The sequence below is a fragment of the Nostoc sp. genome, assembly GCF_036917555.1.
Taxonomy (GTDB): Bacteria; Cyanobacteriota; Cyanobacteriia; order Cyanobacteriales; family Nostocaceae; genus Nostoc.
The window spans coordinates 19430-45610 of record NZ_JBALDD010000086.1 but is presented as its reverse complement, the minus strand read 5'-3'; the positions used below and the strand labels follow the sequence as shown (position 1 = coordinate 45610).

General features: G+C 40.6%; 27 protein-coding genes and 1 pseudogene. 10 read left to right on the top strand and 18 right to left on the bottom strand.

The window, feature by feature from the left end; translation table 11 throughout:
• From V7K60_RS32745 to V7K60_RS32735, 3 genes are all read right to left on the bottom strand, one after another.
• The coding region (locus tag V7K60_RS32745; RefSeq protein WP_334932082.1) for a leucine-rich repeat domain-containing protein at positions 1–605 on the bottom strand (605 nt) is incomplete at its 3' end.
• A gap of 187 nt (positions 606–792) precedes the next feature.
• The gene (locus V7K60_RS32740; RefSeq protein ID WP_334932080.1) at positions 793–1182 is read right to left on the bottom strand and encodes a type II toxin-antitoxin system VapC family toxin; all 390 of its coding nucleotides are present in this window, start codon (positions 1180–1182) and stop codon (positions 793–795) included.
• Positions 1172–1381 carry a hypothetical protein gene (locus V7K60_RS32735; protein ID WP_073641323.1) on the bottom strand — a complete coding sequence of 70 codons (210 nt, stop codon included), beginning with the start codon at positions 1379–1381 and terminating at the stop codon, positions 1172–1174. The genes V7K60_RS32740 and V7K60_RS32735 overlap by 11 nt, the downstream gene beginning before the upstream one ends.
• A gap of 156 nt (positions 1382–1537) precedes the next feature.
• On the opposite strand from V7K60_RS32735, the gene V7K60_RS32730 reads away from it, so the two are divergent.
• Positions 1538–2035: a hypothetical protein gene (locus V7K60_RS32730; protein ID WP_334932077.1), complete on the top strand. Its 498-nt coding sequence runs from the start codon at positions 1538–1540 to the stop codon at positions 2033–2035.
• A 114-nt stretch (positions 2036–2149) separates the two neighbouring features.
• Here the strand turns inward: V7K60_RS32730 and V7K60_RS32725 are convergent, their stop codons facing one another.
• From V7K60_RS32725 to V7K60_RS32715, 3 genes are all read right to left on the bottom strand, one after another.
• Complete coding sequence (locus tag V7K60_RS32725; RefSeq protein ID WP_334932076.1) at positions 2150–4741, bottom strand: chloride channel protein; 2592 nt, start codon at positions 4739–4741, stop codon at positions 2150–2152.
• Positions 4742–5044: 303 nt separating this feature from the next.
• Positions 5045–5413: a hypothetical protein gene (locus V7K60_RS32720; protein WP_334932075.1), complete on the bottom strand. Its 369-nt coding sequence runs from the start codon at positions 5411–5413 to the stop codon at positions 5045–5047.
• Positions 5414–5743: 330 nt separating this feature from the next.
• A complete protein-coding gene (locus V7K60_RS32715; RefSeq protein WP_334932074.1) occupies positions 5744–6007 on the bottom strand; it encodes a hypothetical protein in 264 nt (87 codons plus the stop codon).
• 132 nt (positions 6008–6139) lie between these two features.
• On the opposite strand from V7K60_RS32715, the gene V7K60_RS32710 reads away from it, so the two are divergent.
• The gene (locus tag V7K60_RS32710; RefSeq protein WP_334932073.1) at positions 6140–6595 is read left to right on the top strand and encodes a DUF4288 domain-containing protein; all 456 of its coding nucleotides are present in this window, start codon (positions 6140–6142) and stop codon (positions 6593–6595) included.
• A 305-nt stretch (positions 6596–6900) separates the two neighbouring features.
• Here the strand turns inward: V7K60_RS32710 and V7K60_RS32705 are convergent, their stop codons facing one another.
• Positions 6901–7398 carry a DUF6174 domain-containing protein gene (locus V7K60_RS32705; RefSeq protein ID WP_334932071.1) on the bottom strand — a complete coding sequence of 166 codons (498 nt, stop codon included), beginning with the start codon at positions 7396–7398 and terminating at the stop codon, positions 6901–6903.
• 450 nt (positions 7399–7848) lie between these two features.
• Between V7K60_RS32705 and V7K60_RS32700 the strand changes: the two genes are divergently transcribed.
• Positions 7849–9171 (top strand): MATE family efflux transporter, encoded by a 1323-nt coding sequence (locus V7K60_RS32700; protein ID WP_334932069.1) that lies wholly within the window; start codon positions 7849–7851, stop codon positions 9169–9171.
• 379 nt (positions 9172–9550) lie between these two features.
• Here V7K60_RS32700 and V7K60_RS32695 read toward each other — a convergent pair whose 3' ends face one another.
• A complete protein-coding gene (locus V7K60_RS32695; RefSeq protein ID WP_334932067.1) occupies positions 9551–9982 on the bottom strand; it encodes a hypothetical protein in 432 nt (143 codons plus the stop codon).
• A 1218-nt stretch (positions 9983–11200) separates the two neighbouring features.
• Here V7K60_RS32695 and V7K60_RS32690 point away from each other — a divergent pair.
• On the top strand, positions 11201–13276 hold the full coding sequence (locus V7K60_RS32690; protein ID WP_334932065.1) for a hypothetical protein: 2076 nt from the start codon (positions 11201–11203) through the stop codon (positions 13274–13276).
• Between the two features lie 170 nt (positions 13277–13446).
• On the opposite strand, the gene V7K60_RS32680 is transcribed toward V7K60_RS32690, so the two are convergent.
• Positions 13447–13716 carry a hypothetical protein gene (locus tag V7K60_RS32680; protein WP_334932061.1) on the bottom strand — a complete coding sequence of 90 codons (270 nt, stop codon included), beginning with the start codon at positions 13714–13716 and terminating at the stop codon, positions 13447–13449.
• A gap of 136 nt (positions 13717–13852) precedes the next feature.
• On the opposite strand from V7K60_RS32680, the gene V7K60_RS32675 reads away from it, so the two are divergent.
• Together V7K60_RS32675 and V7K60_RS32670 are read left to right on the top strand one after the other, a co-directional pair.
• Positions 13853–14041, top strand: coding sequence for a DUF4089 domain-containing protein (locus V7K60_RS32675; protein WP_334932059.1), 189 nt, complete (start codon positions 13853–13855; stop codon positions 14039–14041).
• Positions 14042–14142: 101 nt separating this feature from the next.
• Positions 14143–15543 (top strand): AtzE family amidohydrolase, encoded by a 1401-nt coding sequence (locus tag V7K60_RS32670; RefSeq protein WP_334932057.1) that lies wholly within the window; start codon positions 14143–14145, stop codon positions 15541–15543.
• 321 nt (positions 15544–15864) lie between these two features.
• Here V7K60_RS32670 and V7K60_RS32665 read toward each other — a convergent pair whose 3' ends face one another.
• From V7K60_RS32665 to V7K60_RS32640, 6 genes and pseudogenes are all read right to left on the bottom strand, one after another.
• Positions 15865–16107 carry a hypothetical protein gene (locus V7K60_RS32665; RefSeq protein ID WP_334932055.1) on the bottom strand — a complete coding sequence of 81 codons (243 nt, stop codon included), beginning with the start codon at positions 16105–16107 and terminating at the stop codon, positions 15865–15867.
• Between the two features lie 78 nt (positions 16108–16185).
• Complete coding sequence (locus V7K60_RS32660; RefSeq protein WP_334932049.1) at positions 16186–16449, bottom strand: hypothetical protein; 264 nt, start codon at positions 16447–16449, stop codon at positions 16186–16188.
• Positions 16450–17107: 658 nt separating this feature from the next.
• Positions 17108–17371 carry a hypothetical protein gene (locus V7K60_RS32655; protein ID WP_334932053.1) on the bottom strand — a complete coding sequence of 88 codons (264 nt, stop codon included), beginning with the start codon at positions 17369–17371 and terminating at the stop codon, positions 17108–17110.
• A gap of 717 nt (positions 17372–18088) precedes the next feature.
• Positions 18089–18334 carry a hypothetical protein gene (locus V7K60_RS32650; RefSeq protein ID WP_334932051.1) on the bottom strand — a complete coding sequence of 82 codons (246 nt, stop codon included), beginning with the start codon at positions 18332–18334 and terminating at the stop codon, positions 18089–18091.
• Between the two features lie 78 nt (positions 18335–18412).
• Positions 18413–18676, bottom strand: coding sequence for a hypothetical protein (locus V7K60_RS32645; RefSeq protein ID WP_334932049.1), 264 nt, complete (start codon positions 18674–18676; stop codon positions 18413–18415).
• A gap of 278 nt (positions 18677–18954) precedes the next feature.
• Positions 18955–19179 (bottom strand): annotated as a pseudogene (locus tag V7K60_RS32640) (IS5/IS1182 family transposase); the annotation flags it as partial.
• A gap of 625 nt (positions 19180–19804) precedes the next feature.
• On the opposite strand from V7K60_RS32640, the gene V7K60_RS32635 reads away from it, so the two are divergent.
• The gene (locus V7K60_RS32635) at positions 19805–19951 is read left to right on the top strand and encodes a hypothetical protein (RefSeq protein WP_334932047.1); all 147 of its coding nucleotides are present in this window, start codon (positions 19805–19807) and stop codon (positions 19949–19951) included.
• Between the two features lie 65 nt (positions 19952–20016).
• Here V7K60_RS32635 and V7K60_RS32630 read toward each other — a convergent pair whose 3' ends face one another.
• A complete protein-coding gene (locus V7K60_RS32630; RefSeq protein WP_334932045.1) occupies positions 20017–20295 on the bottom strand; it encodes a hypothetical protein in 279 nt (92 codons plus the stop codon).
• Positions 20296–20873: 578 nt separating this feature from the next.
• Entirely contained in the window at positions 20874–22220 is a 1347-nt protein-coding gene (locus V7K60_RS32625; protein ID WP_334932043.1) for a DUF58 domain-containing protein, read from the bottom strand.
• Between the two features lie 284 nt (positions 22221–22504).
• On the opposite strand from V7K60_RS32625, the gene V7K60_RS32620 reads away from it, so the two are divergent.
• On the top strand, positions 22505–22627 hold the full coding sequence (locus tag V7K60_RS32620) for a hypothetical protein (protein WP_334932041.1): 123 nt from the start codon (positions 22505–22507) through the stop codon (positions 22625–22627).
• Positions 22624–23169: a hypothetical protein gene (locus tag V7K60_RS32615; RefSeq protein WP_334932039.1), complete on the top strand. Its 546-nt coding sequence runs from the start codon at positions 22624–22626 to the stop codon at positions 23167–23169. Before V7K60_RS32620 ends, V7K60_RS32615 begins: the two co-directional genes overlap by 4 nt.
• Positions 23170–23268: 99 nt before the next feature.
• Here the strand turns inward: V7K60_RS32615 and V7K60_RS32610 are convergent, their stop codons facing one another.
• Positions 23269–25029, bottom strand: a complete 1761-nt coding sequence (locus tag V7K60_RS32610) for a mechanosensitive ion channel family protein (protein WP_334932037.1) — start codon at positions 25027–25029, stop codon at positions 23269–23271.
• Between the two features lie 280 nt (positions 25030–25309).
• Here V7K60_RS32610 and V7K60_RS32605 point away from each other — a divergent pair, with 280 nt between their 5' ends.
• Positions 25310–25933 carry a hypothetical protein gene (locus V7K60_RS32605; protein ID WP_334932035.1) on the top strand — a complete coding sequence of 208 codons (624 nt, stop codon included), beginning with the start codon at positions 25310–25312 and terminating at the stop codon, positions 25931–25933.
• The last annotated feature ends 248 nt before the right edge of the window (positions 25934–26181 follow it).

Sequence of the window (26181 nt, the reverse complement as noted above, 5' to 3'; positions counted from 1 at the left end):
AGGTGAAGCTGCGTCAGATTGGTTAATTTAGCGATCGCCTCTGGAATCTGGGTTATTTGGTTGCCACTGAGGTGAAGCTGCGTCAGATTGGTTAATTTAGCGATCGCCTCTGGAATCTGGGTTATTTGGTTGCCACTGAGGTGAAGCTGCGTCAGATTGGTTAAATTAGCGATCGCCTCTGGAATCTGGGTTATTTGGTTGCCACTGAGGTCAAGCTGCGTCAGATTGGTTAAATTAGCGATCGCATCAGGTATTTCAGTTAGCTCTACTCGAATTAAGAAAAGTTCCTCTAAATGTAGTATTTGCGTTACCACATCGGGAATGCTCTTTAAAGGATTGCCACTAATATCCAACTTACGCAAATTAGGCAAATTCAATAGTTCGAGTGGAAGCGTTTTTAAATTGTTGCCTGAAACCTTTTCGAGAATGCGGTCTCCTACTTCTTCATAACCTTCAACCTTCTTTCCCAAAATCAAAGACTCAAGCTGCTGCAACTTACCAATTTCTACAGGTAACTCAGTCAACTCCTGTCCTGACAAGTCTAACTCTTGCCAACCCTCAGCCACAGCGCGATCTATCAGTATCAATAACTCATCCTGCGTCATAATTCCAAGGAGAAGGGTAAAAGGAAAGAAAATTGATAAAGATGATCTTAACTGATTAAAGAAAAATGCTAGACCATGATTTTTTGGCGATGGCGTTGACTTGTAAGTTCACTGTTTGGGATATTGCGGATTTAGGCGATCAAGCACAGATGAAGGAAAAAGCGATCTCAAAACATAATAGCTATCATTACCAATGCTCTATAACCAATCCATCCACATAATCAAAATCTGAATCATCGGTAACAAGCACCCAACCATGTTCCAGACAGTGCGCTGCAATCCAAACATCATTCATCGGAATTGGTCGCCCTTTGCGCTTCAAAGCCAAACGAGTTTGAGCATAGATAACTGCCGTTCGCTTTTCCACAGGCACAACTGCACAAACTTCCATAAACTCCAAATATCGAGGAAGATTTTTCAACGGTCGAGTCGAGTTCTCAGATCCAAACAGTAACTCTCCCACTACTATGACCGACAAAAATATTTCTGGTAACGCCAACACCCTTAAAACAACATCAGGATCGCCATTTAGAAAACGTACTGCAACAGAAGTATCTAACGCAATTTCACCACTCATTTAAATCAACCTGACGACAATCAGTTTGAATTGCTTTCTGTAAATCAGCCGCCTCATCATCACTCAAAATACCCGCAAATTTTGCTAGAGGATGATGACTACGCGTTGTCTGAACCCGATGCAAAAAATCTAACATTACTTTGACTAACTCATCTGGAAGCTCTGCAATTTCTTGGATAAGCTGCTCGCGGCTAGTCATATCATTTGCCCTCTTTAGCAAAGTTTATCGTCAATATTATAACGAATCAGTCTCAAAATGAATTATACAGGTTTTGCGTAGGCGTAGCCCGTCGCAGACATCGCGCCTTGAGATGTGGCGATCGCATATATCTAAATTTGGTTTCTAGCTATCTCTGTGATTATACCTGCGCTCAATTTTTGGCATTGTTTACAAAATCGAGCGATCGTAAGTCGGAAAATACTTCATCCACCAAAGATTTGCGGTGCGTTACGCTGGCGTGACAAAGCTAAATTGTTGCAATCATGGCGATGCCTACGGCTGGCTACGCTTACGCATTTGTTATTTCGGCGAACTCATTTGCTATTTCGGCGTACCCATTTGTTATTTCGGCATACCCATTTGTTATTTCAGCGAACTCATTTGCTATTTCGGCGTACCCATTTGCTATTTCGGCGTACCCATTTGTTATTTCGGCGTACCCATTTGTTATTTCGGCGTACCCATTTGTTATTTCGGCGTACCCATTTGTTATTTCGGCGTACCCATTTGTTATTTCGGCGTACCCATTTGTTATTTTGGCGTACCCATTTGTTATTTCGGCGTACCCATTTGTTATTTTTGAGTAAAGCAAACGCTTCCCTTATCAAGGGTACGGTGTATATACAAGTCTGAAATAGCTGATTAACCAGGGTTTTACCCCACCCTAACCCTCCCCTTGGAAAGGGGAGGGAACTAGATTTCTTTTTTCCCCCTTTCCAAAGGTGGATTAAGGGGGGTAATTCGACATTAAGTTTTGACCATAATCACTGTACAATTACTCTTGCGAGAAATATTCTCGGCAATATTTCCTTGAATTGCTTGTTGCAGTAGACTTTCACGGCTAGCTCCCAAGACAATCACATCACTATTGTCTTGTTCGGCACACTTGAGGACAGCTTCCGAAACAGAATTGGCACGAACGGGAGTAGCCACCACTTTACCACTAACTCGGCGTTGCAGAAAGCGAACAGATTTATCTAGTAATGTTGTGTCAGGAATCGAGTTAGTCGGCTGAAAAACCTGACATAGCTTGATTTGGGGTGATGTACTTAAAGAAGCCAGAGCAGGTAATAACTTAATTGCTTGGCTGGAGTTAGGGCCGCCTGCCATTGGCAACAACCAACGGTCAAAGGATCTTTTATCATCCAATTTAGCCAAGATAACATCACAAGGAACCTGTCGAATTATCGTATCCACCACTCGGCTAAAAACTCTACCAGGAGTTGATGTACTACCTTTCCATCCCATCAGCACCAAGTCAATGTGTCGTGCTTTAACAGTCTCTAAAATTGCCCCAGCAACATTATGGGCAACTCGGATCTCGGTATGAACGGGAATCCGCCATTCCTCTCCTAACAGTATTGCCCGTTGGAAAAGTTGAAGACTTTTGCTGATTTGCACTGGTGTTTCCGATGGGATGCGCCCAGACGCAACGATAATCACTTGTAGGCATTCTATTTCGTAATCGCGATCTTTGGCGATCGCAACTGCCATGTCTAGTAAAGTCTCGGCTGTTTGAGGATGTGAAAGTGGTACTAATAACCTTCCTTTGCCTGTAGCCGGGGCGCGAGTTTGGTAAACCACATAAGAAGGTGCTGATTTGGGTTCTATTTGTTCACTATTACCACTCAGTCGCTCTGCTTCTACACGGATAATATCACTACGAGTAATAATTCCTATGAGCTTGCGACCTTCTGTAACGGGTAAGCAACTGAGGTGATAACGATTGAGTATATGCAGTACATGAGCCAGTGTTGCTATGGGAGTTACTGTCACCGGTTCTGGTGTCATAATCTCGCTAACAGTTGTATCTTTGCCTGACTGTTGCGAAGCAATATTAACTAAATCTTTTTGAGTTACAATACCAACAACTTTACCATTTTCTAAAACTGGAAAGTTGCGATGGTTAGAGTGGGAAAATGCCTGTACTGCTTCATCAGTACTCATTTGACTAGAGAGAGTTTCCACACGCCGTTGCATTACATCTACAGCACTCAGTTGTGCCAGAAATCCCTCTGTGCTAGGCTCTTTGGTGATGTGAATCCCTTTCCACTCTAGTAGAAGGTCGTAGAGCGATCGCCCATCGATTTTTTCCGCTACTAAATAGGCAACCACAGACGCAATCATCAGCGGTAGCACCAGATTGAAATCTGTTGTCATCTCAAACACAATGACGACTGCTGTAATTGGAACCTTAGAGACGGCGCTAAAAAAGGCAGCCATGCCAACATGAGCATAGACTGTTGCAGCACTCATTCCCAGTAAACTGTGTTCCACAGCACCCACTAAGTAACCAAGGGCAGCTCCCAACACCAAGGTGGGAACTAGTAAACCCCCTGGCGCTCCAGAGCCGTAGGTCAAAATAATTAGGATAAACTGAACTAAAAGAGCGATCGCTGCAAATGACCAATTAGCACTACCCGCAAGCAAAATTTCTCTCAGCCCAGCATGATCGCGAAAGGCAGCAGGTAAAAAGGCGATCGCCGCACCACTAACTAACCCAGCGATTCCAATTCGCCAGGGTAAACTCAGATGTAGCAGGCGGCGGTTAATTGCTAAACTTTCAAGAATACCTTTATTAAATAGAATGCCTAGAAGTCCCGCCAGCACTCCCAAAATTAAGTAGAAAGGGATTTCTTGAGCAAAGAAAGTTGTATCGGGAAGACCTAAATTTAGATGATTCAGATCCAGGCTGTGACTACCATAGAGCCGGGAAATGACTGAAGCGATGAAAGAAGCCAAAATCGCAGTACCAAGAGTTATATCTGATACATCTTGGAGTAATTCTTCCACGACAAAAAGCACACCTGCGATCGGTGCATTAAAAGCCGCAGCTAACCCAGCCCCGGCTCCGGCGGCAATCAGTTGGCGACGATGCTCTGGTGAAGTCGGTGCCCAGTTACTAAGTTGATTTGCCAAGGCTGCCCCAATTTGGACAGTCGGCCCTTCTCGTCCTAAAGGCATTCCAGAACCCAACACTAATGTAGCGCTGATCAACTTGACCAAAGCAATCCGTAGATTTAATGGCATCGGCACACGAGCCAATACGGCTTTGACTTCAGACATCCCACTACCAGATGCTTCCGGTGCGAAGCGCTCTACTAGCCAACCACCTAAAAGTCCTCCTACTAGTCCAATACCTGGTAGCACCAAGTAGGCAGACCAATGGTAAGAAAGATGCACTCGCCATGCACCAGCCGAATCCACTGTCTGTCCTAATAGAACTGCCGCTAACCCAGAAACTAGACCAATCAGGCAAGCTTCCACGAAAGCTAACCGCCTGGGTTGAAGCAACTGACGGGAAAGCCTCAACCAGAGAATTTTACCCCTGGCTAACATATTTTTAGCAATCACTTGTGATCAATGAAGGTATATAAATGTCTGAAATGTCTTACCGTTCACCCTATTTATAGCCTTTCATAAAAAAATGAAATTAGAATAGAAATTTTCTATGCCTAAAGATAGATATATACAGTAGCAGTACAGCGAATCTGCCTAGTACCGCTACGCAAAAGTCAAAAGTTAAAAGAATTGTATTTCGGGCTTTTACACCATTTGAAATGGTATGTTTATTTACGCCGTGGTGTACTAGATTAGGATTTACGCATAAAGATTCTCTAGAAAAATTGAGTGTAAAGCTTACTAGTAACGTTGCCAATCATACATAAATCGTCCATGACGATCGCGCACAAGTTCCCATTCTCCATGACGATATCGTTGTCCGTGATAACGTATAGAGCGATAGTGTCGTCTATAATAATGTCGTCGATTCCACTGGCGTTGATAATAATATCTTCCAGTCCGATGCCGTCTATGATAACGTCGTCGAGTTCGTCTGTGAGCTAACAAAAACTCTTCACTTTGCTCTCCTACTAATTTTGTCTGTACGTCAATACTCTGTTCATTGAGAACGTTATTTAGAGTATTATCTTTGGCTTCAACCAAAGTAGGTGGATAAATAAAGGCTAATAACAGGAATACAATTGAGGATAGCTTTTTGAAACGGTTCACGTCTTTGCTTTTCCTAAACTATTGGTAATAATTTTATTTAATACTTAAGTTGAGCAATTATATAGTTCAGAATTTACAAACTTGGGTAACGCAAATGTAATTGAAAGTACATCTAGTAGTTTCAATTCAGATGCAGTACAACGTTATATCGGAAGGTGTAAGGGCACGTTGCCTCAACGAGAACTGCTATATATTAAATGTGAAGATGCTTAACTACGTCGGTAAACCAGGACAAATGGACACAACAGCGCTCATCAATTTTTAGCTTTACCATCAAAGTCTCTAGATTTCCTAGCTTGGCATTATATCGCTACAAACTTTCAAAGCTGGCTATGTGATATTGACTTTTTCCCAGATATCATACTCATCAATTGCCAGACTATGAGCTTCTTCCCCTCCTTGCTCGTTTTGAAAACTATAGTAGATGACAGGATATCCCCACCGATCAATTTCACTAATTATCAAAATAGCACGCTCGGCAATAAGTCGCTTGTATAGTTGCTTTGTATTTTCAAGCATTTGTATTTGTGGTAATTGCAATATACAAATATGATCGCCGACACGTAGATCGCGCCAAGATTGATTTATTATCATTTTTGAATTCTTTAGCAGATGTTGGTTTTCAGGAAGCATAACCTATTAGATGAGTTTAAAAAATTCTTTTAAAGAAAACTACTCAATAATCAGTGATAACATTATTGGTATAAATTTTGAGTTTTATAAGCAATGACATACATTTCAAAGAATGCAAAGTGGTATATAGCTGAATTGGTAATCGAGTGTAAAGTTGAAGGAAATCCACATAATGTTATTCATGTAAATATTGTTCTTGTCCGTGCTTCTTCAGCAGAAGAGGCTTTTGAGAAAGCCGAAGAACTTGGTTATGAGAGTAACGACACATATCTTAATCCGAAAAATCAAACCGTAACTTTTACTTATAGAGGCTTACGGCATCTCAATGTGATTCATGATGAATTAGAACATGGTGGTGAACTGATGTTTGAAGAAAAAATTGGTATACGTGAAAGCGAGTTACAACAAATGCTGACTCCAAAATCTCAGCTAGCTATTTTTCGTCCGTTAAAACCAATAGATCCATCTAAGCCAGACTATAGGAGTAAAGAAATTATGGATGAAGTCGCAAAAATGATGAGTGGTGATGGTGTTATTGAAAGACTTTAAATGCTTCAGCCTAACAGTGCATTCGCCATTCTAAACCTTTACAGAGCTAACGTCATAAATACGCTGTTTAGGTCATCAATGTAGTCAGCAAAAGGGCCTCGATACTCGAAAGGTCAAAAGAATGATATTCTAAGCTCTTGCGCTATTTGAAATGGTATGTTTATTAACGCCATGCTATGCTAGTGAGTTGTTTGATGCAATCCACTGTGAGTATTGGTTGCATGTGTGTGCGATCGCTACAGTAAGTAAGATATGCTGAATCAATTAAGCACTGCTGTAGCAAAGAATGCTCTCGCTAGCCATAGTTAATTAGTTTTTTGCAGATTGCTAATTGTAAAAAATATTTCATCATCAGTGATCTGGCTATTATAATCAATGTTAATTTGAGTTGGATAACCAAGTATTGGATCGTATTGTACAGTCAAGTTTGCTGCTTTACGAATCAGCGCATCCCTGATGATATTAAATAGTTTAGGAATTGTATTATATTGTTGAAACAATTCTGCCTCAGCTGGCTGTTGAGTTGCTTTATAAGTAATAGAACTTGTGACTCGATTACGTACTTTAATAATCACTGGTTCTGTAGCTTTAGGGAAACAATAGCAACTTCTAGTGAATTCATAGCGATAGTTAGAGATTTTTTGCTGTCTCCATAATCGGTAATTAATCTTAAATTGTTCTAAGGCTAAACTACTAGGCGCGGGTGTTTTGGCTACTTGTATAGGAGGAGGTTGAGATATTACAGGTGCACTAAAACCTAAAGATGCCACTAAAATAGCACTAATTGCAATTGGTAAGCGCATATAAATCCATTCTTAACTCCAACTGCTCACTTTAACGTAGCTTCAAGATGATTGCCAAAACATTGAAATTATTTGTGACACTCAAAGCTGGTATGGGGATTTTCAGCTTCATTAGCGATCGCAATGTGGATAATCTGCTTGAGGGCTGCTTCGAGGGATAAACCACTGTCCACAGCGAACATTCTAAAACTTTATTCCATAAAAAGAATCAACCAAACATTTGATAGGTGTCGTGTTAGTTATTACCTGGTTGACAATTCATCTCCTGTTAAGTCTTTCCTGCGGAACGCTGCGCTAACCACTGTGACGGGATTCCTCTGACTCCATTAAGATAGATTCAAGTTCCCAGGAGCAATATCTCCTGAACATGGGTTTAGATTTTGGAAAAACCCTTTGTTCTTCACATCGGGTTATCAGCTGTATATGTTTTCTGAAGTTAAAAAATGTCTCATGTTAGCCGTACCTTTGGCAGCGGCACAACTGGCTCAATCTGCAACTGGTTTTGTAGATACGGTAATGATGGGCTGGTTGGGAAGTCAAACCATTGCATCTGGAGGTTTGGGAGCTGTTATCTTTAGTTTTTGTCTGTTGATTGTTGCTGGTATCGTTTCTGCTGTCAGTCCGTTAGCTGCCCAAGCATACGGAGCCGGAAATAGAGAAAAAGTTGGCACAATTGTCCGGCTTGGACTAGGGATATCTCTGGTTCTAGGAATACCAATTACATTGCTGCTTTACAATGGAGGTGCTTTACTACTTTTACTAGGACAGGATGCTAACACAGTAGCACTAGCAGAGATTTTTTTAAGGGCGATCGCACTGGGTTTTATTCCTGCTTTAGGCTTTGCAGTACTTAAAAGCTTTCTTTCTGCTCTGTTGCAACCGCAATTAGTGATCGTGACTGTGGTTTTGGGTACTCTGTTCAATATCACAGCTAACTATGTGCTGATGTTTGGCAAACTGGGATTCCCGGCGCTGGGTTTAGCTGGTATCGGTTGGGCAAGTACGCTTTCACTTTGGAGTATGTTTGTTGCTTTGACAGTTTATATATGTAATCAGCCTCGCTTTGCAGTTTACGGTATTTTTCGACCTTCGTCTCACGAAGCCTTTCCTCTAGAGCATCGCCGGATCATTGGCGAGATTTTTCAGGTTGGATTGCCCATCGGGGGTCTAATTGCGGTTGAAGCCGGACTGTTCACTGTTGTCACTTTCTTGATCGGACAATTGGGAACAAATGCCCTTGCTGCCCATCAAATCGCTTTACAAACAATTTCGATATCATTTCAGATGGCACTAGGCATTTCTCTAGCGACAACAATTCGTGTTGGACAGTTAGCCGGACAGAATGACCTAGTTCGCACTCGTCTAGCTGGATATGTAGGCATTGCCATTGCAGCTTTATCTATGGGTGTAGTAGCCATTGCATTTTGGCTAGTACCAAAGTCGATTATTTCTCTTTATATTGACATCAACAATCAGAAGAATGCAGATGTGGTTGCCTTGGCGGTGAAATTGCTAGCAGTCGCGGCAATTTTTCAAATAGTTGACGGTGTGCAAGTTACTGCTGCAGGAGCATTACGCGGACTCAAAGACACTCGAATCCCGATGCTGATTGGCATTTTTGCTTATTGGTGTGTTGGTTTATTCACTGGTTATACTTTTGGGATCTCGTTGGGGTCTGGAGCTATTGGTCTTTGGTGGGGATTGGCTATTGGTTTAGCGATCGCTGCAATAATTTTAACTTGGCGGTTTAGCACCAGGAAAACTAATAACTAGTTTACATGACTACCTATTTTATAGGTGGTGCTGTAGGTACCAGTATTGGTCTATTATGCTGGCATTTTGGTGGCTGGAATTTGGTGACTTGGCAGATGTTAGTTTTTACTTTGCTTGCATTTATTGTTATAGTCAAACCCAAAATCACTACAGCAAGCATAAATAAATAATAAATAGACCTCTTGCATAAATCAAAAATAAAGAACCCCACCCCGCATTTGAGTAAAGCAAACGCTCCTCTCCCCTTGGTAAGGGGCTACGGTGTACACACAAGTCAAATTACCCCCTTAATCCCCTCTTGATAAGGGGGGATTAAGGGGGTCTATTCGACTTATGCAAGAGGTCTAATTTGTTGATATTTGCGATCAACAATGTTGTTTTAAGTTATTGGGCGGTTACCATCTATCTCTAGAGTATCTTTAACTTGAAGTTTACTCTTGGCGATCGGACGTTGACCATCTATATCAAGAATTTTCTCAACCTCTAAATCACTAGGGTCAATTGGACGCTCGCCGTCTACAGCTAGCATCTCTTGTTCTTGAAAATTACTCTTGGCGATTGGGCGTTGACCATCTATATCAATTGTTTGATCGCTATAATTCTGACTTTTTGCAATTGGTCGCTCACCATCTATATTAATTGTTTCTTTAACCTGAATGTTACTTGGATCGACTGGACGTTGGCCATCTATATTAATTGTTTTAGTTGACTGTTTAGGTTCGTTAGATAATGAATTTTCGTTAGTTTCAGCCATTTTTGCCTCTTGATTTAAATTGCTTTTAGTACTATCAACTTTGTTTTTGTTATCCATATTTTTATAGACTATTTATCTGTTGCCAATATCATTGTAATAATTGTTTTTCTCAATTAAAGGGACTAACTTTGGGTAAATAGTATGAAAATTTGTTCATCTAATAAGATAATATACTGAAGTGGAATAAAAAAATCCTCTACCACAGCACAGAATATATCTGTGACTTTAGAGGGATTTTTCATCTTTCAAAAAATACTTAATTAAATTGTTGGAGGAATGTGAGATTTTTTAACGCAGCCAAATCCGGTGACAGCAGCACTGATTGTAAGTCCAATAATGTTCGCGTAGCGTCTTTGTCAACAGAAGGCAGGTTTCCCACAGGGCAAACGTATCTAAATATTGACGAGCCTGGATCAATACCGTTGCCAAATTACGAAGGTTCAATGCCTGTAGTAACGGGATGAATACGTCCTAAAGAAGTCAGCTTGGCAAAAAACTGGGTTAATAAAGTACACTCAGGAATTTCTGTAAGTATCGCCAGCCCTATCTCTTCATACTCTTTTTTTAGCAAAGGTTAATACATCGCTAATTTAAAACACTGGTGAGAGTCGTTGATTTTGCACAGTAAGTGAGATGATTTTTGCCCTCACGCAGAGATGCAGTTTGCTGTTAGGCGTTTTTGTATGATAACGCGGAGAATCAGAGATCAAGAGATTGAATTTTCATCTTCATATTCAGCAACTTACGGCTATTCAATACACCTCTTGCACGATTCTGAACAGATAACTGGCAAGAGCCATCTTTTAGCTCTTTTTTCCGCCTTTACGCGAACTTCTAAATATTTTTATGCAAGTGGTCTAACTTCATTGTCATCCCAAATCAATGTCGGTACTGCAACAAGCAAGGAAACTTATTCTGGCAATGTCCGTGCAACAGTAGCTTTAATAGTAACAATTTCTATTAATAAGTGTCCCAAAAACTACTAGTGTCTGTTTATGTATTTTAATAAGTAGTTATAACAAATTATACAAAACTAATGTAAAAATCTTGACAAAGTATTTTTAATTTGCCAAAACATTTATATTAACTATTAGCTATTAGTAAGCATTACGTCATCTTCCAACTCAAAGGAAAATGCATACTGCATTTTTGCTTGATTTTATACTGCTTAGTTTTAACTGCTAAGTATTATCTCTGTCTTCATTCCTTTACCAATGAGACTATATGAGCATTCGCTTTTTCCATATTCCTTTAAGGAAAATAATTCACTTTTCTATGCTCACTCTAGCTACGACCGTAGCACTTACAACCATTGAACCTAGTCGCAGCATAACACCTGGGTATCAATGGAATCATGTCTCCATAGGGGGAGGAGGCTATGTTACCAATATTTATCTGCATCCTTTAGAGAAGAATTTAGCCTACATTAGAACCGATATAGGTGGCTTCTATCGTTGGAATTCGTTAGAGAAGAGATGGATTCCATTAACAGATCAGTTTGGGTCTGATAAAAGTAACTACTACGGTGGAGAAGGATTAGCGCTTGACCCTAGCAATCCAAATATTGTCTATATCGCAGCAGGCAAATATACTAAGGCTGGCTTAGGAACAATCTTCAAATCGACCAATAAAGGTCAAACCTGGAATAAACTGAACATAGATTTGCCAATGGGTGGCAACGAAACTAAGCGATGGACCGGGGAAAGGCTGGGAGTTAATCCATTTAATACTAATATCATCTTCTTTGGCTCACGTTTGGATGGGCTATGGAAGTCGGTGAATGCTGGTCAAACATGGAAGAAAGTAAGTTCTTTCTCTGGAAAACCCAATGCATATATTGGTATTACAGGAATTTTGTTTAGCAAAAAGAATGCTGGCTTGGTTTATGCAAATGCCTATGGAGACGGGATATATAAGTCTACTGATACAGGTGTTACCTGGAGCAGAATAGCCAAAAGCCCATCAAAAGTAAATCGAATGGCGCTTAATAGCAATGGAGTATTGTATGTAACGCACACATCAGGAGTTAGCAAATATGCAAATGGGACTTGGAGCAATATTACGCCGACTAATATCAAAACTATTTCATTTAATGGCCTTTCTGTAAATCCCAAAAACTCTAATCACGTTTTAGTTACTTATGACCAATACCATGAAAGTACTAATTACTCTAGAGTCTTTCAATCTACCGATGGTGGAGCTACATGGCAACAGAAAAGCCATTCATTGAATTCTCAAGTCCCTTGGTGGTCAAACTGGTATTTTGCTTCTGCGGCCTCAGCGATTGAATTTGACCCAAATATTGCTGGCAAAGTTTGGTTAACAGACTGGTTCGGAACTTGGCAGACAGACAATATCAATGCTAACAAGCCTACCTGGTCTAACTATGAAAAAGGACATGAGCAAACAGTTGCTTTTGCACTGATCTCACCTCCAAAAGGCTCACTATTATTAAGCGGTGTGGCTGATGTAGAAGGCTTTAATCATGGCCAGAAATTAGATACTTACCCATCTACTCAATTGGGTGGTACTAACGGCCCTTGGTATCAAGAAACATACAGCATTGCCTACAGTGAAAAAGATCCCTTACGCATGGTACGCGTTGGCGGACATCGAGGGTTCAATACCTTTACAGGAGGAACTTCCACAGATGGCGGACATACCTGGAAAAACTTTTCCTCCTTTCCGCAGAACACTATGCCACTACGGATAGCGATGTCTGCAAGCAATCCAAATTTGTTTGTAGCGATCGCCAGCGAAAAACAACCTATACGTACAACTAACGGTGGAGCTTCTTGGAGTGGAGTATCAGGTTTACCCAACGGGTCTAAGGGGCCGTGGTACTGGGGTCAACCATTGGCATCAGACAAAGTAAATGGCAATATTTTTTACTACTATAGCGGTGGCAAAGTCTACCGCAGTCAGGATGGAGCTGCATACTTCAGTGTTGTCAACTCAACACTTCCTAGCGAAGATTGGTCTATGCTCAAAACAGTTCCGGGGGTGAGTAACGAAGTTTGGATAAGTCTCAATTCAAATGGGCTTTATCGTTCAACAAACGGTGGTACAAAGTTTGCCAAAATAGCTGGTGTGGAGAAAGCTTATTTATTTGCCTTTGGCAAACCACAAACAGGAAGTACAGTTCCAGCATTATATTTATATGGCAAAATCATTGGTCTGGGAGGAGGAATTTTCCGTTCTTTGGATAGAGGGCAAACATGGACAAACATCTCTAATCCTCTATATCCCATCGGCAATGTCCCTAACGTGATGGAAGCTAGCAGACAGCAATTTGGCCTAGTCTTCATTGGCACTGACGGTAAAGGAATCTACTATGGAAAACCAAATTAATATAATTTCTCACTTCCCTCCGCCTCCTTTGCGCCTCTGTGGTTTGCTAAATAAATTACTGCCACCTCATACTCATACGCACTCAACCAATCTTCACGAGTTGTAATATCCCTAACTTTCAACTCGAAACAGAGATTTTGGATTTGTTCTTAGGACAGCATTTCATTAATTCATAGCAAATTAAATTTGGCAATACCTTGCAATGCCATTGCATCCCAATACAATGTTAATGCGTCCCTCTGCAATGCCATTGCATCCCAATACAATGTTAATGCGTCCCTCTGCAATGCCATTGCATCCCAATACAATGCCAATGCGTGCCCCTGCAATGCCATTGCATCCCAATACAATGCCAATGCGTGCCCCTGCAATGCCAATGCATCCCCCTGCATTAAAAACGCTACGCTTTTACGCAAAACTGTACTTAGCTTTTCTTGCAAGCCTTTACATAAATAACAGCCGGGTTTACTGTATAAAATGAATTGTATTTCAGTTGTTGCAAGAAGTTATAAGTTTAAGATAACGTAGACGCTTTGGCTTGCCGCAGGCTACCGCAAAGGGTGCAAAGGAAGAGAGATGAGAAGAGAAGGGTTTGATGTAGGTGAATATGTCGATCAAATAGGGTTTTTGTTGGATTTGCAGTTAAAAGATGAGTATCGAGATGGTGTGGTGGCAAATTTTGAGAGAATTAGGGCGATCGCTAATCTTGTAAATTCTTTCCCTTTACCAAAGGAAATTGAAGTTGCACCAGTTTTTGAACCATAATTGCTTCAAGAATAGCTATATTGATGTTTTAGTGAAGCAAAAACTATTGCTGACTGCTATTACTCAAAAAGCTAAACGCGCTATCTCTATAATATTTCAGCATGAATTTTGATTCAGCCGATGCCATAACAATATCAACTGCTGTACGCGAAGGTAAAGTTAGCGCAGTGGAAGTTACTAAAGCTGCGTTGGCACGAATAGCAACGCGGAATCATCTATTCAACTGTTTTACGACTATAACTGCTGAGACAGCTTTAACAGATGCAGCACTGATTGATAGGGAAATTGCCCAAGGCAATCATCCTGGAGTGCTTGCTGGTGTGCCTTTTGCGGTGAAAAATCTTTTTGATATCGCTGGTTTAACAACTTTGGCAGGATCGAAAATCAATGCAGAAAACCCAGCAGCTACTCAAGACGCAACAGCAGTAGCGAAGCTAAAACAAGCGGGTGCTGTGCTAGTTGGTACTTTGAATATGGATGAGTACGCTTATGGGTTTGTGACGGAAAACTCCCATTACGGTGTTACTCACAACCCCCATGATTTACAGCGAGTTGCTGGTGGTTCATCAGGTGGTTCGGCGGCGGCGGTTGCGGCTGGGTTAGTACCGCTGACGCTGGGTTCTGATACTAATGGTTCAATTCGCGTTCCGGCGGCGTTGTGTGGCGTTTTTGGTTTCAAGCCAACTTATGGAAGATTATCTCGTGCTGGAGTAGCTTTATTTTCTAGCAGTTTTGACCACATTGGCCCTTTTGCGCGTTCGGTGCAGGATATTGCAATGGTGTTTGATGTGCTTCAGGGAGAAGACGATCGCGATCCCATTTGTACAAAGCGTCCACCTGAATTATATTTACCACAACTCAAAAAAGATATTTCTGATATCAGAATTGCCATTGCAGCTGATTATTTTACCAAAGGTGCAGAACTAGAAGCTTTAGCAGCAGTGCAAAAAGTAGCTGATGCAATAGAAGTTACTAAATACGTAATCATACCAGAAGCAGATTACGCTCGTGCAGCAGCCTTTGTAATTACAGCTAGTGAGGGAGCAAATCTGCATTTAGACAAGTTGCGATTGCGTCCTGAAGATTTTGATCCAGCGACACGCGATCGCTTTTTAGCTGGGGCGTTAATTCCTAATAGTTGGTATCTCCAAGCACAACGGTTTAGAAGATGGTATCGCGATCGCATTCGGGAAGTGTTTCAAAATGTCGATGTAATTCTTGCCCCAACTACACCAATTTCCGCACCATTAATTGGTCAACAAACCATGATTTTAGATGGGGAAGAAATTCTTGTCCGTCCTCATTTAGGGCTATTTACTCAACCATTATCTTTTATTGGTTTACCCGTTTTATCAGTGCCAATTCAGCGCCAAAGTGCATTACCTTTAGGTGTGCAATTAATCGCAGCACCATATAATGAAGCCCTAATTTTACGGGTTGCGGCTGCGTTAGAGGCAAAAGGTGTAGTTTCAGCACCAGTAATTTTCAACGCCTTTAACTAATCAGATATCCTTTAACTTAATTGATTGCGAAACTTGCTAAGACTAATTATCTGTGAAGTTGCACATTATTTTAACCCCTCCCAATCTCCTCAAAGCATCAAAGAGGTGCCGTAGGCAGTGGGGTTTTTTCTATCGGTATTTATAAATAATTGGTATAAGGCAAACACATCTAAATAAAATTTTAAAGCTTTGACTGAAATGAATATGCATTTGCATCGCGCCATTAGCGACATTACAAGCACGACGTGAAAAATGAAGGGCTAGATTTTAACTCCAGCCCTAAATATGCAGCTTTAGATAATGCCTAAAGCATTAATTTGTCTAAGTGGGTGAAGTCCTACCCACGCCATATGCTATAGTCTCTAAGCGGAAAAATTGTTCGTTACCACTAAAGATAGTTCCAGTGGTTATATTGGTAAACGATGATCCACCTTGAGTATAGGCTGCACCTACTCCTGTGGCTGCTGTAAAAACTTGAAAACCCCCATGAACAGCATCCAAATCTATAACTGATACTTCTTCAAGCAAGCTAGATTGTAATTCAGCGATTTTGATATTAGCCATAATTTCCTGTTTGAGTTTTGTTGATAGTACGTTGACGTATCTTATTTACTATGCTTTGAAAATTTTCCCTGATGATTTTTAAAAAGGGAAAGACCCTGATAAAGCACTAGCACCATAAGTACCACCGAAAAATGGCAACGAGTCAGTCCCTCCTTGATAGGAACCAACAGAATCAGTAGCGTTGTAAACACTTCCCTGACCACTACTTACACCTGCGGCAATAGCACCTCCAGTTAAAGTAAATTGGTAACTACTAGCTCCTCCATTAACTAACCGTAAATCGGCATCAGAAAGCATCTCAAATTGACTTTCTGGCAATTCAGATATTTTTATCGTAGCCATAGATTCTATCTATTCAAAAGAGATTAATTGAAGTTTGAGCGACATTAGGTCAATAGAATAACTATAAACCATTTAGATCATTTTTCAACATTTTTTTCATGAAATGTTATAAATTTACTTTTGATATCTTTGCTGAAAAACAACAATTTAGATGGAATATAATCCCACCTAAATTATTGCCTTAGTTCTGAGTTTTTAGAATAATTAATATGCAAATTAGAACTGGATTGATAATTCACTTTTAGAAGAATTATCTGGAACACCAGCACTTTTCATTCCATTCTTTATCTAAAAGTACTTAAAGCAAAACTACTTGAAGCCTAAGTGGTAAGCAAGCGAATTGTGATTTTATTTGACTCTAAAGTTGGCTCGACATCCATTTTTTTAGCAAAATGAATACTATTCCTAAAAGCTTTGTGCAACACTAGTCTTAACTTTTTTAACTTTATCAGTAATCTGTGAAGTGGAAAAAGTATTTGCCTAAAATCCAGGGTTTTTACTGGATAAACAAAACCGAGTTTTGATTTTTGAGAAAGTCGAGTTTAGAGTATGTTTGCGAATTCAAACATACTCTAACGGTCAGATTACTTCGGTTAAATTCTATTGCGAAACTTGAAAAAAGGTATTTGAGGCTGACAAGGCTAACGTCGTATTCGTGTTATTGTCTCTTGATTGGTCTTACTGTTGCTTGAACTAAAGTTCCACCGACTACTTTTTTATTACCGAAAGCGTCTGCTGTTATTGAAGTAGTACTGATACTACTAGCGTTTATCTCAGATCCGGTGTCGTCATAAATAATAAGTGATCCACTTGTCAATCCTAAAATTGTAGTACCAGCGCCTGCAACTAAGTTTTCGGCTTTCTCATCAGTTAGAGATTCTAAGTAACTCTGCTGGCAGTCTAAATCACGAATTTTAAGCATACTTTTCCCTCGTTAACTTTCTATTTAGGATTCTTGTTTGAGTCCAATTTACTGATTGCTTTTTAGCGTCATAAAAACTGATTGCTTTTTAGCGCCATAAAAAAAGAATAGCACTATTAGAAATTAATAAATAGTAGTTTTACATAATTTTTTTGCTTGTGATTATTGAAGGCCTCATGTATACAGCTATTTACCTTATACTGTATTTAAAAGCTATTTGAAAAGTGTTTTCCTGTGACTTGAGGTACTTTTAGATCCTCTCTAACCCTAGCTAAATGATTTTTAGATTTCAGGTATCAACAAGCGAGTCTGTGATCATACATAAAAATATTATCTTTCTTCTCTGTTAATATACTTATCATTGCCAAATAGAATATTACAAAGTTTTGAAATCAAGCTGGATCTCAAAGTAGAAAGCGATAAGCGATCACTTGCTGGATGAGAGATATCTTTGATAATTTGACCCCTCCGAACATCCCCAAAGTATCAAAGAGGTGCCATAGGCGGTGGGGTTATTTCTATGGGTATTCATAAAGAATTGGTATAAAGCAAATACATCTAAATAAAATTTCAAAGCCTTGACTGAAATGAATATGCATTTGCATCGCGTCATTAGCGACATTACAAGTACGACGTGAAAAAATGAAGGGCTAAAGTCAAACTTTAACTCCAGCCCTAAATATGCAGCTTTAGGTAATGTCTAAAGCATTAAGTTGTTTAAAAAGGAAAAGTATAACCTTGAGTTGCCGTTCCATACTCTATGTCAACACTTTTTGAGTCACCACTAGCGAAACCGTAACTGTTTGAAACGATACTTCCCCTTCCACCATAAGCAGAACCAATACCACCTCCTGTGGTTGTTCCAACAAATTGAAAAGCACCCCCATGAACAGCATCCAAATCTATAACTGATACTTCTTCAAGCAAGCTAGATTGTAATTCAGCGATTTTGATATTAGCCATAATTTCCTGTTTGAGTTTTGTTGATAGTACGTTGACGTATCTTATTTACTATGCTTTGAAAATTTTCCCTGATGATTTTTAAAAAGGGAAAGACCCTGATAAAGCACTAGCACCATAAGTACCACCGAAAAATGGCAACGAGTCAGTCCCTCCTTGATAGGAACCAACAGAATCAGTAGCGTTGTAAACACTTCCCTGACCACTACTTACACCTGCGGCAATAGCACCTCCAGTTAAAGTAAATTGGTAACTACTAGCTCCTCCATTAACTAACCGTAAATCGGCATCAGAAAGCATCTCAAATTGGCTTTCTGGCAATTCAGATATTTTTATCGTAGCCATAGACTCTATCTATTCAAAAGAGATTAATTGAAGTTTGAGTGACATTATGTCAATACAATTACTATAAACAATTTAGATAACTTTGCAACATTTTCTTTCATGAAATTTTATAAATTTAATTTTGATATATTTACTAAAAAACAGTAATTTAGATGGAATATAACCCCACCTAAATTGTTGCCTTAGTTCGGAATTTTCGGAATAATTAATATGCAAATTAGAACTGGATCGATAATTCACTTTTAGAGGGTGTTTCAAAAGTTCTGAAGGGTCAAATTTTAAGCCAACCGCCTAACCATAATACGGATCATGGCAAGGTAGATAAACATCTCCGATGTTTTTGGCAATAACTCATAGTCTCGAACCAATCGTCGACACCCCATCAGCCAACCCAGAGTCCTTTTCACGACCCATCACTTTTTCACTAACACAAACCCCTTAGTTTGCTGTGGACGCAGCACTACTTGCACAATCCAACGGCAGACATCCATCACCCACATTAGGGAAGAATAGTTTCAATGTTGTGACGCTTGTAGTAATCCATATTGATTTGCGATCCGTTCAACATATGTTGAGAAAACGGAACTTCCTTATGGAATTTCGCAATCATTGAGTTTAGGAAGGCGTCTACACGCGATCTGAGTTCCGGTCTTTTATGCTGATCAATAGGCTTTTTCATTTTTGACAGAATTGATTATTTTCAATGGTTTGAGAACTTTGGGAAGGGCAAAATCAGAAATTGGCAATCGAGAATGCTGGTGTTTCAGAATAGTTTTTCTCGTTGCATCCAAAAATTACCTATTTTTCTAATCTCTCATTATCTACGGGTTTTACCTTAAGTTAGTGGATTCAGTTCTTACTTAAGTTGCGTTAAGTAGAATATTTGGTCGTTAATATTATACCAACTTAGTTGATGTTATACCAACTTATCTGGTAATAAATCATATATTAATCTTATGAGGTAAAATGTAACGCAAGATACACTTTTTGATTTATGTCTTGAAATCCCTATTGAATCGATTAGTTTTTTAATTTAGTCAGGACTTACGCAACTGGCACAGTGCGATCGCCATTTGTTAGTAATTATGTACTAGATAACAAGTAGCGTATTCAGAGGAGATTCCTGAAATGAGTAATAGTAATCAATTAACCCAAGTTGTGGGTTATCGATTGGTGTGTGCTTGTTACCATTCAATTCATGCGATGCCTGCGGCGGGCTACGCCTACGCGTGCAACGAAACTGATATGAATACATACTGTTATTGCCCAAAATAAATCTGGTTCTAAATGAGTTATAGCAGGGGCCATCCCAATCCCGTGCAAAAAATATTCTTCGGTTTTCAATGGAATATTCTGAGTAAATGGGAGTCTGCTAGAACTGAGAATCTGACTTCAAACCAATGCCCGCGATCGGGACAATCTACAATCATTAATTGGTTTAGCTGACAGTTGTAAATATCTAAAAATATGCAACCTCTGATTTGAATTTGTCTAAAATATCCCTTGGCTAATGGATGCTTGTAAGTAATATCAAATTCATCAGCATAGCCATGTTGCTGAATTGGTTCTGCTTGATTCAGTAATTTCCAGTAATCAGCGTGAGAGAGTATGATTGTCATCGTGAGGAAAGAAGATGAGAACAGAGGGCTGATCTAGTAGAGCTATTGTTTTGCAGGACTACTACTGAAAAGCTGGGATTGCATAATCCGCATAAATACTAAAGTGGTAATTCAACTATTGCTACATTATTTCCACGATGGTGTTTACTCGTTTTTAATTAATTCATCTCGCAGATATGCAACGTCTAACTCTGATTATTTTAGTAAAAGTAACACATTTAACTAAATTTTGCCTACTTAGTTGGTAAGTTAATTAGGTAACTAAAAATTAGCACACACAAAACTCACCTTAAAAATATGGAGCCATAGATATCCCTCTAGGTGTAATCATTACAAGTCTAGGAGTTCCCCATTTACCCCTCTTCTGTCACTCTCCGAAAACATTTGCCTTTTCTAGAATCTAGAGCTTTCGTATAGCAAGTGATGTCTACGACGGGCTACGCCTACGCGCGATTCTTTTCTAATAACAAATACAAGACTGATTTTTTTCTAATAGTATAGCTTGTATTGATTGCCTCATGAGACTTCTAGCGATGGTCCTCCTGGAGAGTGACAGAAGAGGGGTAGAATGACAATTACTAAAGTTGATTTCGTGCTTTGAGTTGCAGATATCGCTCAACCAACTGATCGGCAATTTGATTTGCTGGCGCATCTAGCACCAATACACCTTTTTGTTTCAGTTGGGCATAAGCCACTTGTCGTTGCATCAATAAATCTAGTGCTACTGCACGGGTATAAGCACTTGCAACATCATCTGTAAAAGTGTGTGCTAGACGATCGACTTGTGGATCTCGCAAAGTCACGCAAAATGGAAGGTAGCGGGGTGCTAACTTGGAGAGGGCGGCTAGGAGTTCTGTAGAGGCAGTAATATCAATTAAGTCGGTAATCACTACCACCAGCGCCCTCCGAGTTTGTCGCTGCAAAACATTTGTCACCGCCCCCAAATAATCAGATTCAAATAACACTGGTTGAATTGGAGTTAAGCGATCAATTAGCTGATTCAAATGATGTTGACCGCGTTCTGGGGGAATCCACGTATGCATCTGGCGGTCAAATACACCAACACCCACGCGATCGCCTCGATGTAAACCTGCCAAAGCTAAAGATAAAGTTGCATTCAATCCCCAGTCAAATCGCTGCAAATTCTGCACTTTTGCCGTCATCAGCCGTCCGCGATCGAGTAAAATCAGTAATGTTTGTTCCTGTTCTGGTTCTAAAACCCTCACCAGTGGCATAGCATTACCATAAGCCCCAACCCGACGGGCGGTAGCTTTCCAATCAATAAACCGCAAATCGTCACCAGTGCGATAGTTTCGCAATTCGGCAAACTCTGTACCAATACCAGTTTTGCGAGATTGGCGCATTGATCCTGATGATTGCAGTGTCAGACGAATTGTCAGCGATCGCAATCCTACTAAATCAGGATAAACTTTTACTGGCAGACTTTGGGGAATTTGCCAATCATCCCAAGCTAATCCCCAAAGCCCCAACTGTCGGACTTGAATATTTCCCCAAGGAAACTCTCCCCGCTGTGTCGGGTGGACGGTATACGTTAATTCCTCAGTGCTGTTACTAGGAACAATGGCGCTGAGTGCAGGTGCAGACACGCCAAATCCTATCGGGTAATAGTCGCGGATTTCAATTTGGGTGTCGGTATTTGGCGATGTCACCTTTAGCACTACAGGATTATCTCGCCCAATGGATAATCGTGACGGTAATTCGCGGGTAATTTGCACACGAGAACGCCGCACCCGCAAACCATCTACAACCATCAGTCCGAGAATAATGGCATCAAATAGCAGAGTGAGAGCAATGGTTGCTCTAACAATCAGAAATAAGGATAGGATCGGGGCGTAGGCGTAGCCCGTCGTAGACATCGCAATACCCAAAACCAATAATAAATAAACTCGTTTGGAAGGAACCATTTTTTAAAGCGAGAAGTTAAATTTTAGGAGGCAGAGGGCAGGAGGTAGAATTAATCTACGTTTATTACAAGTCTGGGACTCAGGTTGTGGAAGCTTCGTATCTCGCTGCACTCTACTCAATACAATTATTCTTTTTAAACCGGGTAATGTCAGCAGCCAGAAAACTATCTATTTAACGAAAACGAGAAATTATGTAAAAATGGCGATCGCGTCTGGATAGTCTGAACCAATAAACCCATTTTAGATGCACAAGCTGATAGGGTGACAAAGAAGCTAAAAGGATTTTGCAACTAATTGAACAAATTCCACGAACTCATTCTGCTTTGGCAGAAAAATTGGCAAATTTAGTCCGCAACTTTTGCTTCGATGAAATTATCGACTTAACTGAGGAAAATACCCAATTATGAATAGCAAAACTAAATTCTTGACTTTTGTCACCGTAACACTAACAGTTTTTTCTTTAGCTATTAGTACAGTTGTAGCAAAGGCGAAACTAACTAATCAGTCAAAACTGTTTATTAACGGTATTGGCACAGTACAAGTTGGCATGACTGTCCCTCAAGCGGTAAAGGCTGCTGGTACGAAGCTAGTGGGCGATCCACCAAATAATAATTGCTATTATGTAAAGCCACAAAATGAACCCAAAAATCTTTCGTTCATGGTGACAAAAGGTCGGATTTCTAGAGTAGATGTGAGGCAAAATAATCAGATTACTACCCTCAAAGGTGCAAAAATTGGCGACACAGAAGCGCAAATCAAGTCCCTTTACCCAGGACAAATTCAAGTCACACCTCATAAATATGTCCAAAATGGACATTACCTAACTTTCATCCCGAAAGACCGTGGCGATCGCAACTATCGTCTAGTCTTCGAGACTGATGGTAAACTGGTCACTGAGTTCAGAGCGGGTAAATTGCCAGAAGTCGAATATGTTGAGGGGTGTTCTTAATTTAATCATCTTGCAAAAAAGTTTTGTAGTATATTGAAGCGTTTTTCAGCAAAAGGTTTTAGCGGTTCTAGTAAGTTATTCGTTTTCAGCTGACAATCCTCAATTTGCATTCATCTGAATATTGTTTGCTTCAAAGGCTTGCCGTACCCGTAGACGAAACTCTCGCCCAACGCTCCATTGTTCCATAGGTGCGGTTTTAATCCAGACGCGCACTGACATACCTGTATAGGATAGGTCATCAATCCCCAACACTTGAGGCGATTCTGGCAGGCGATCGCGCCATTCTACTTCGCTATACAATTGTTTGCATACTTGCTTGAGAATCTCTAAAACCTGCTTGGGGTCGTTTTCATACGCCACTACAATAGAAAAGTCTACCCGCGACCAAAGGCGGGTTAGATTGCTGACATTCATGATATTGCTATTGGGAATGGTAATTAGTTTACCTTCGTTATTACGTAGTTGAGTCACCCGCAGGTTGAGATTTTCCACCAGTCCGCTTTTATCTGCGATCTCAATTACATCTCCCACAGCAAATTGATCCTCCATCAAAATCAAACAGCCATTGACCAAATCTTTAATCAGACTTTGGGAACCAAGAGAAATGGCGATACCAATGACAGCGCCCCCTGCCAAAATTGAACTGGTAGGCATATTAAATATTTTTAGAGTATGCAAGATACCGTAGGTGATGAAAACAAAAGTGATTAATCCTTTTATTGCCCCAGAAACTGTTGCAGCTCGTACCGCAATCCGTTGAGTTTCACTCAAAGGAACAGAGGAATGGGTTGTCCAGACATGAGTAAGGCGGTCAATTAAGGTTTTGCCGATCCGAATAACAAGACTGGTGAAAAACCAAATAATCAGTAGCGCCAGGGGCCTGACTAAAGCCTGTGTCCACCATTTCATAAGGTAGGGGACGCGAGACATGATCGCCACAATCCCGATGTACCACATCAGAATAAATGCCCAAAACAGTAGCCATGTGAGCAGAGAATAGATCCCCAGTTGGCGCTTGAGGCTGAACTGTCGCTGGATCGTGTCTAGAAACTGCGATCGCTGATGGGCGATCGTGTCTGTCTTTGTTTGATCGCTGGTTTCTATTGTGTGAATAGTTGTGGATGTTTCTGCCTCAGATCGTTTGACCACATCCTGTTTTACCGCAGCTATCTGCTCTTGATGACGAACTTGCAATGCCGTCTGTTTGCGAATTAGAGTTCGGCGCAGTAACCACAACACAACACTCCCCAACACTAAGCCAATGCTGATTTGCAGTGCCTGTCCAATCCGTTGCCACAATACCTTATGCGAGAAGAGTGTATTAATGCGTTCCACTTCTGCTTGTAATATTTTTTGCCACTCTTGCGCCAATTCCTCCAGAGTTTTCCCGTGGTAGTCAGCATCTGGCTCTGTTACTGTCACTAGCCTTAAAGGACGGGTCGTTTGATCGTCACTGAGTTGGAGGATTGAATCCTGATTCAGAATGGCAATAGAAACCAAAGGAGTTTGTTTAGCTTTGTTAGTTCGGTCGAGCGCTCGCATCAGCCGTTGTGTAATTTCTTCGGCACGTACCTCTACTGGAAGAGATCCGTCTGGCGGTTGGCTACGATTAAAAACAGTGGGAGAGACAATCTCAAACAAGGAGTCTCTGTCTAAGGGTGAATACACAGAGGCAATTTCATACATCCCAAGGCGGGTAACACCCTTAGGTGGCTGGTGTGGGTCGTTGGAGGCTGCGGTAGGTAAGGAAGGCAGTTGACTGTGAGCGATCGCACTCCAACCAAGTACTAATGCGATCGTCATCACACTGACTAGCACAAACCGAATTATTGAATGGAGGAAGCGATTAAACAAGAACATAATCTATGGGAAAGTGATTGAATAACTGATATTAGTATTGGTCATCGTCCGACTTTAATTTCTTATCATCAATTAATTTTAGATGTTTTAGGGTTATTAGAAAAAACTTGGTGATTGCTTCCTATACAAAAGCTCTAGAATTCAGAAATGGCAAAAGTTTTCGGAGAGTGACAAAACGAAATAGTTTAAAAATATTTTGCAAGTGTTAACTAGCAAATGCACATTTATGAAATAATATCAAATGTCATCTTCGTTGTCATAACTCAGGAGTTTTATGGTGATGAAATCTTCAAATTCGTTTTTAGCAGCAGCACTGGCGATCGCTTCTTTTAGTTTTCCTGTATCTGTCAAAGCCGATACCGTGAATGCTCGTTGCGATGTGTTTCCAAAAGGAGAAGACCGCGCTACATCCTCTGGTGCGTGTACCTTTTCCCAACGGCAGGGTGGGGTTAGCATTCAACTGGAAAATGGTTCTAGCTATGACCTGCTCCCTTCGGGTAATCGACCCGGCAATTATCGCGATCAAAATGGTGATGCTGCCTATCGACAAGCTGGACTTGGCGATCGGGGACAGATTTATCGCCTCGCCAATGAGTCGATTTTTGTCTATTGGGATACATCTGCTAATCGACAAAACTCAGGTAACAGAAATCGTAGGGCTGCTGCTAGGCGTCAGCCTGAGGCGGGTACTACTGTTTCTCGGTTAAGTGATTTAGTGGGGGCAAGGGCAGGACAGGCAGAAAACACAGTGAAAGAACGGGGCTATCGATGGGTCAAGAGTGATGATTCAGGCTACGGCTACTGGCTAGAAGGCAGAACTAACTACTGTGTAACGATCCGAACAGACCAAGGACGCTACCAATCGATTGCTTACACGGGCGGTCCAGAGGATTGTAAGAATTAGTTCTTTATGTAACAGTTGAAGGTGCGGAATGTGAGATAAAAACTGCGAAGACATGGGTTTCGTCTTTGCCTTGACGAAACTCAACAATACAGCAGATTAGAAACGAGTTCTGCCACTGCTCCAGTCGCCTGAATCGCAAGTACCACGGAAATGCTCAATCCGAGCGCCATCGGCGTTAAAGCTGGCAATGTTTTCATTGTTATGTTGATTGTTGTTTTGAATAGATATGAATTAATTGGATCACTTTA

Bases quoted from the DNA above. Each gene is read 5' to 3' on its own strand.
- V7K60_RS32635 (WP_334932047.1), top strand. From the start codon at position 19,805: ATGAGTAATAGTAATCAATTAACCCAAGTTGTGGGTTATCGATTGGTG.
- V7K60_RS32715 (WP_334932074.1), bottom strand. From the start codon at position 6,007: ATGATAATAAATCAATCTTGGCGCGATCTACGTGTCGGCGATCATATT.
- V7K60_RS32630 (WP_334932045.1), bottom strand. From the start codon at position 20,295: ATGACAATCATACTCTCTCACGCTGATTACTGGAAATTACTGAATCAA.
- V7K60_RS32675 (WP_334932059.1), top strand. From the start codon at position 13,853: ATGAGAAGAGAAGGGTTTGATGTAGGTGAATATGTCGATCAAATAGGG.
- V7K60_RS32710 (WP_334932073.1), top strand. From the start codon at position 6,140: ATGACATACATTTCAAAGAATGCAAAGTGGTATATAGCTGAATTGGTA.
- V7K60_RS32695 (WP_334932067.1), bottom strand. From the start codon at position 9,982: ATGGATAACAAAAACAAAGTTGATAGTACTAAAAGCAATTTAAATCAA.
- V7K60_RS32625 (WP_334932043.1), bottom strand. From the start codon at position 22,220: ATGGTTCCTTCCAAACGAGTTTATTTATTATTGGTTTTGGGTATTGCG.
- V7K60_RS32645 (WP_334932049.1), bottom strand. From the start codon at position 18,676: ATGGCTACGATAAAAATATCTGAATTGCCAGAAAGCCAATTTGAGATG.
- V7K60_RS32615 (WP_334932039.1), top strand. From the start codon at position 22,624: ATGAATAGCAAAACTAAATTCTTGACTTTTGTCACCGTAACACTAACA.
- V7K60_RS32700 (WP_334932069.1), top strand. From the start codon at position 7,849: ATGTTAGCCGTACCTTTGGCAGCGGCACAACTGGCTCAATCTGCAACT.
- V7K60_RS32690 (WP_334932065.1), top strand. From the start codon at position 11,201: ATGCTCACTCTAGCTACGACCGTAGCACTTACAACCATTGAACCTAGT.
- V7K60_RS32735 (WP_073641323.1), bottom strand. From the start codon at position 1,381: ATGACTAGCCGCGAGCAGCTTATCCAAGAAATTGCAGAGCTTCCAGAT.
- V7K60_RS32660 (WP_334932049.1), bottom strand. From the start codon at position 16,449: ATGGCTACGATAAAAATATCTGAATTGCCAGAAAGTCAATTTGAGATG.
- V7K60_RS32705 (WP_334932071.1), bottom strand. From the start codon at position 7,398: ATGCGCTTACCAATTGCAATTAGTGCTATTTTAGTGGCATCTTTAGGT.
- V7K60_RS32650 (WP_334932051.1), bottom strand. From the start codon at position 18,334: ATGGCTAATATCAAAATCGCTGAATTACAATCTAGCTTGCTTGAAGAA.
- V7K60_RS32670 (WP_334932057.1), top strand. From the start codon at position 14,143: ATGAATTTTGATTCAGCCGATGCCATAACAATATCAACTGCTGTACGC.
- V7K60_RS32725 (WP_334932076.1), bottom strand. From the start codon at position 4,741: ATGTTAGCCAGGGGTAAAATTCTCTGGTTGAGGCTTTCCCGTCAGTTG.
- V7K60_RS32605 (WP_334932035.1), top strand. From the start codon at position 25,310: ATGAAATCTTCAAATTCGTTTTTAGCAGCAGCACTGGCGATCGCTTCT.
- V7K60_RS32610 (WP_334932037.1), bottom strand. From the start codon at position 25,029: ATGTTCTTGTTTAATCGCTTCCTCCATTCAATAATTCGGTTTGTGCTA.
- V7K60_RS32665 (WP_334932055.1), bottom strand. From the start codon at position 16,107: ATGGCTAATATCAAAATCGCTGAATTACAATCTAGCTTGCTTGAAGAA.
- V7K60_RS32740 (WP_334932080.1), bottom strand. From the start codon at position 1,182: ATGAGTGGTGAAATTGCGTTAGATACTTCTGTTGCAGTACGTTTTCTA.
- V7K60_RS32655 (WP_334932053.1), bottom strand. From the start codon at position 17,371: ATGCTTAAAATTCGTGATTTAGACTGCCAGCAGAGTTACTTAGAATCT.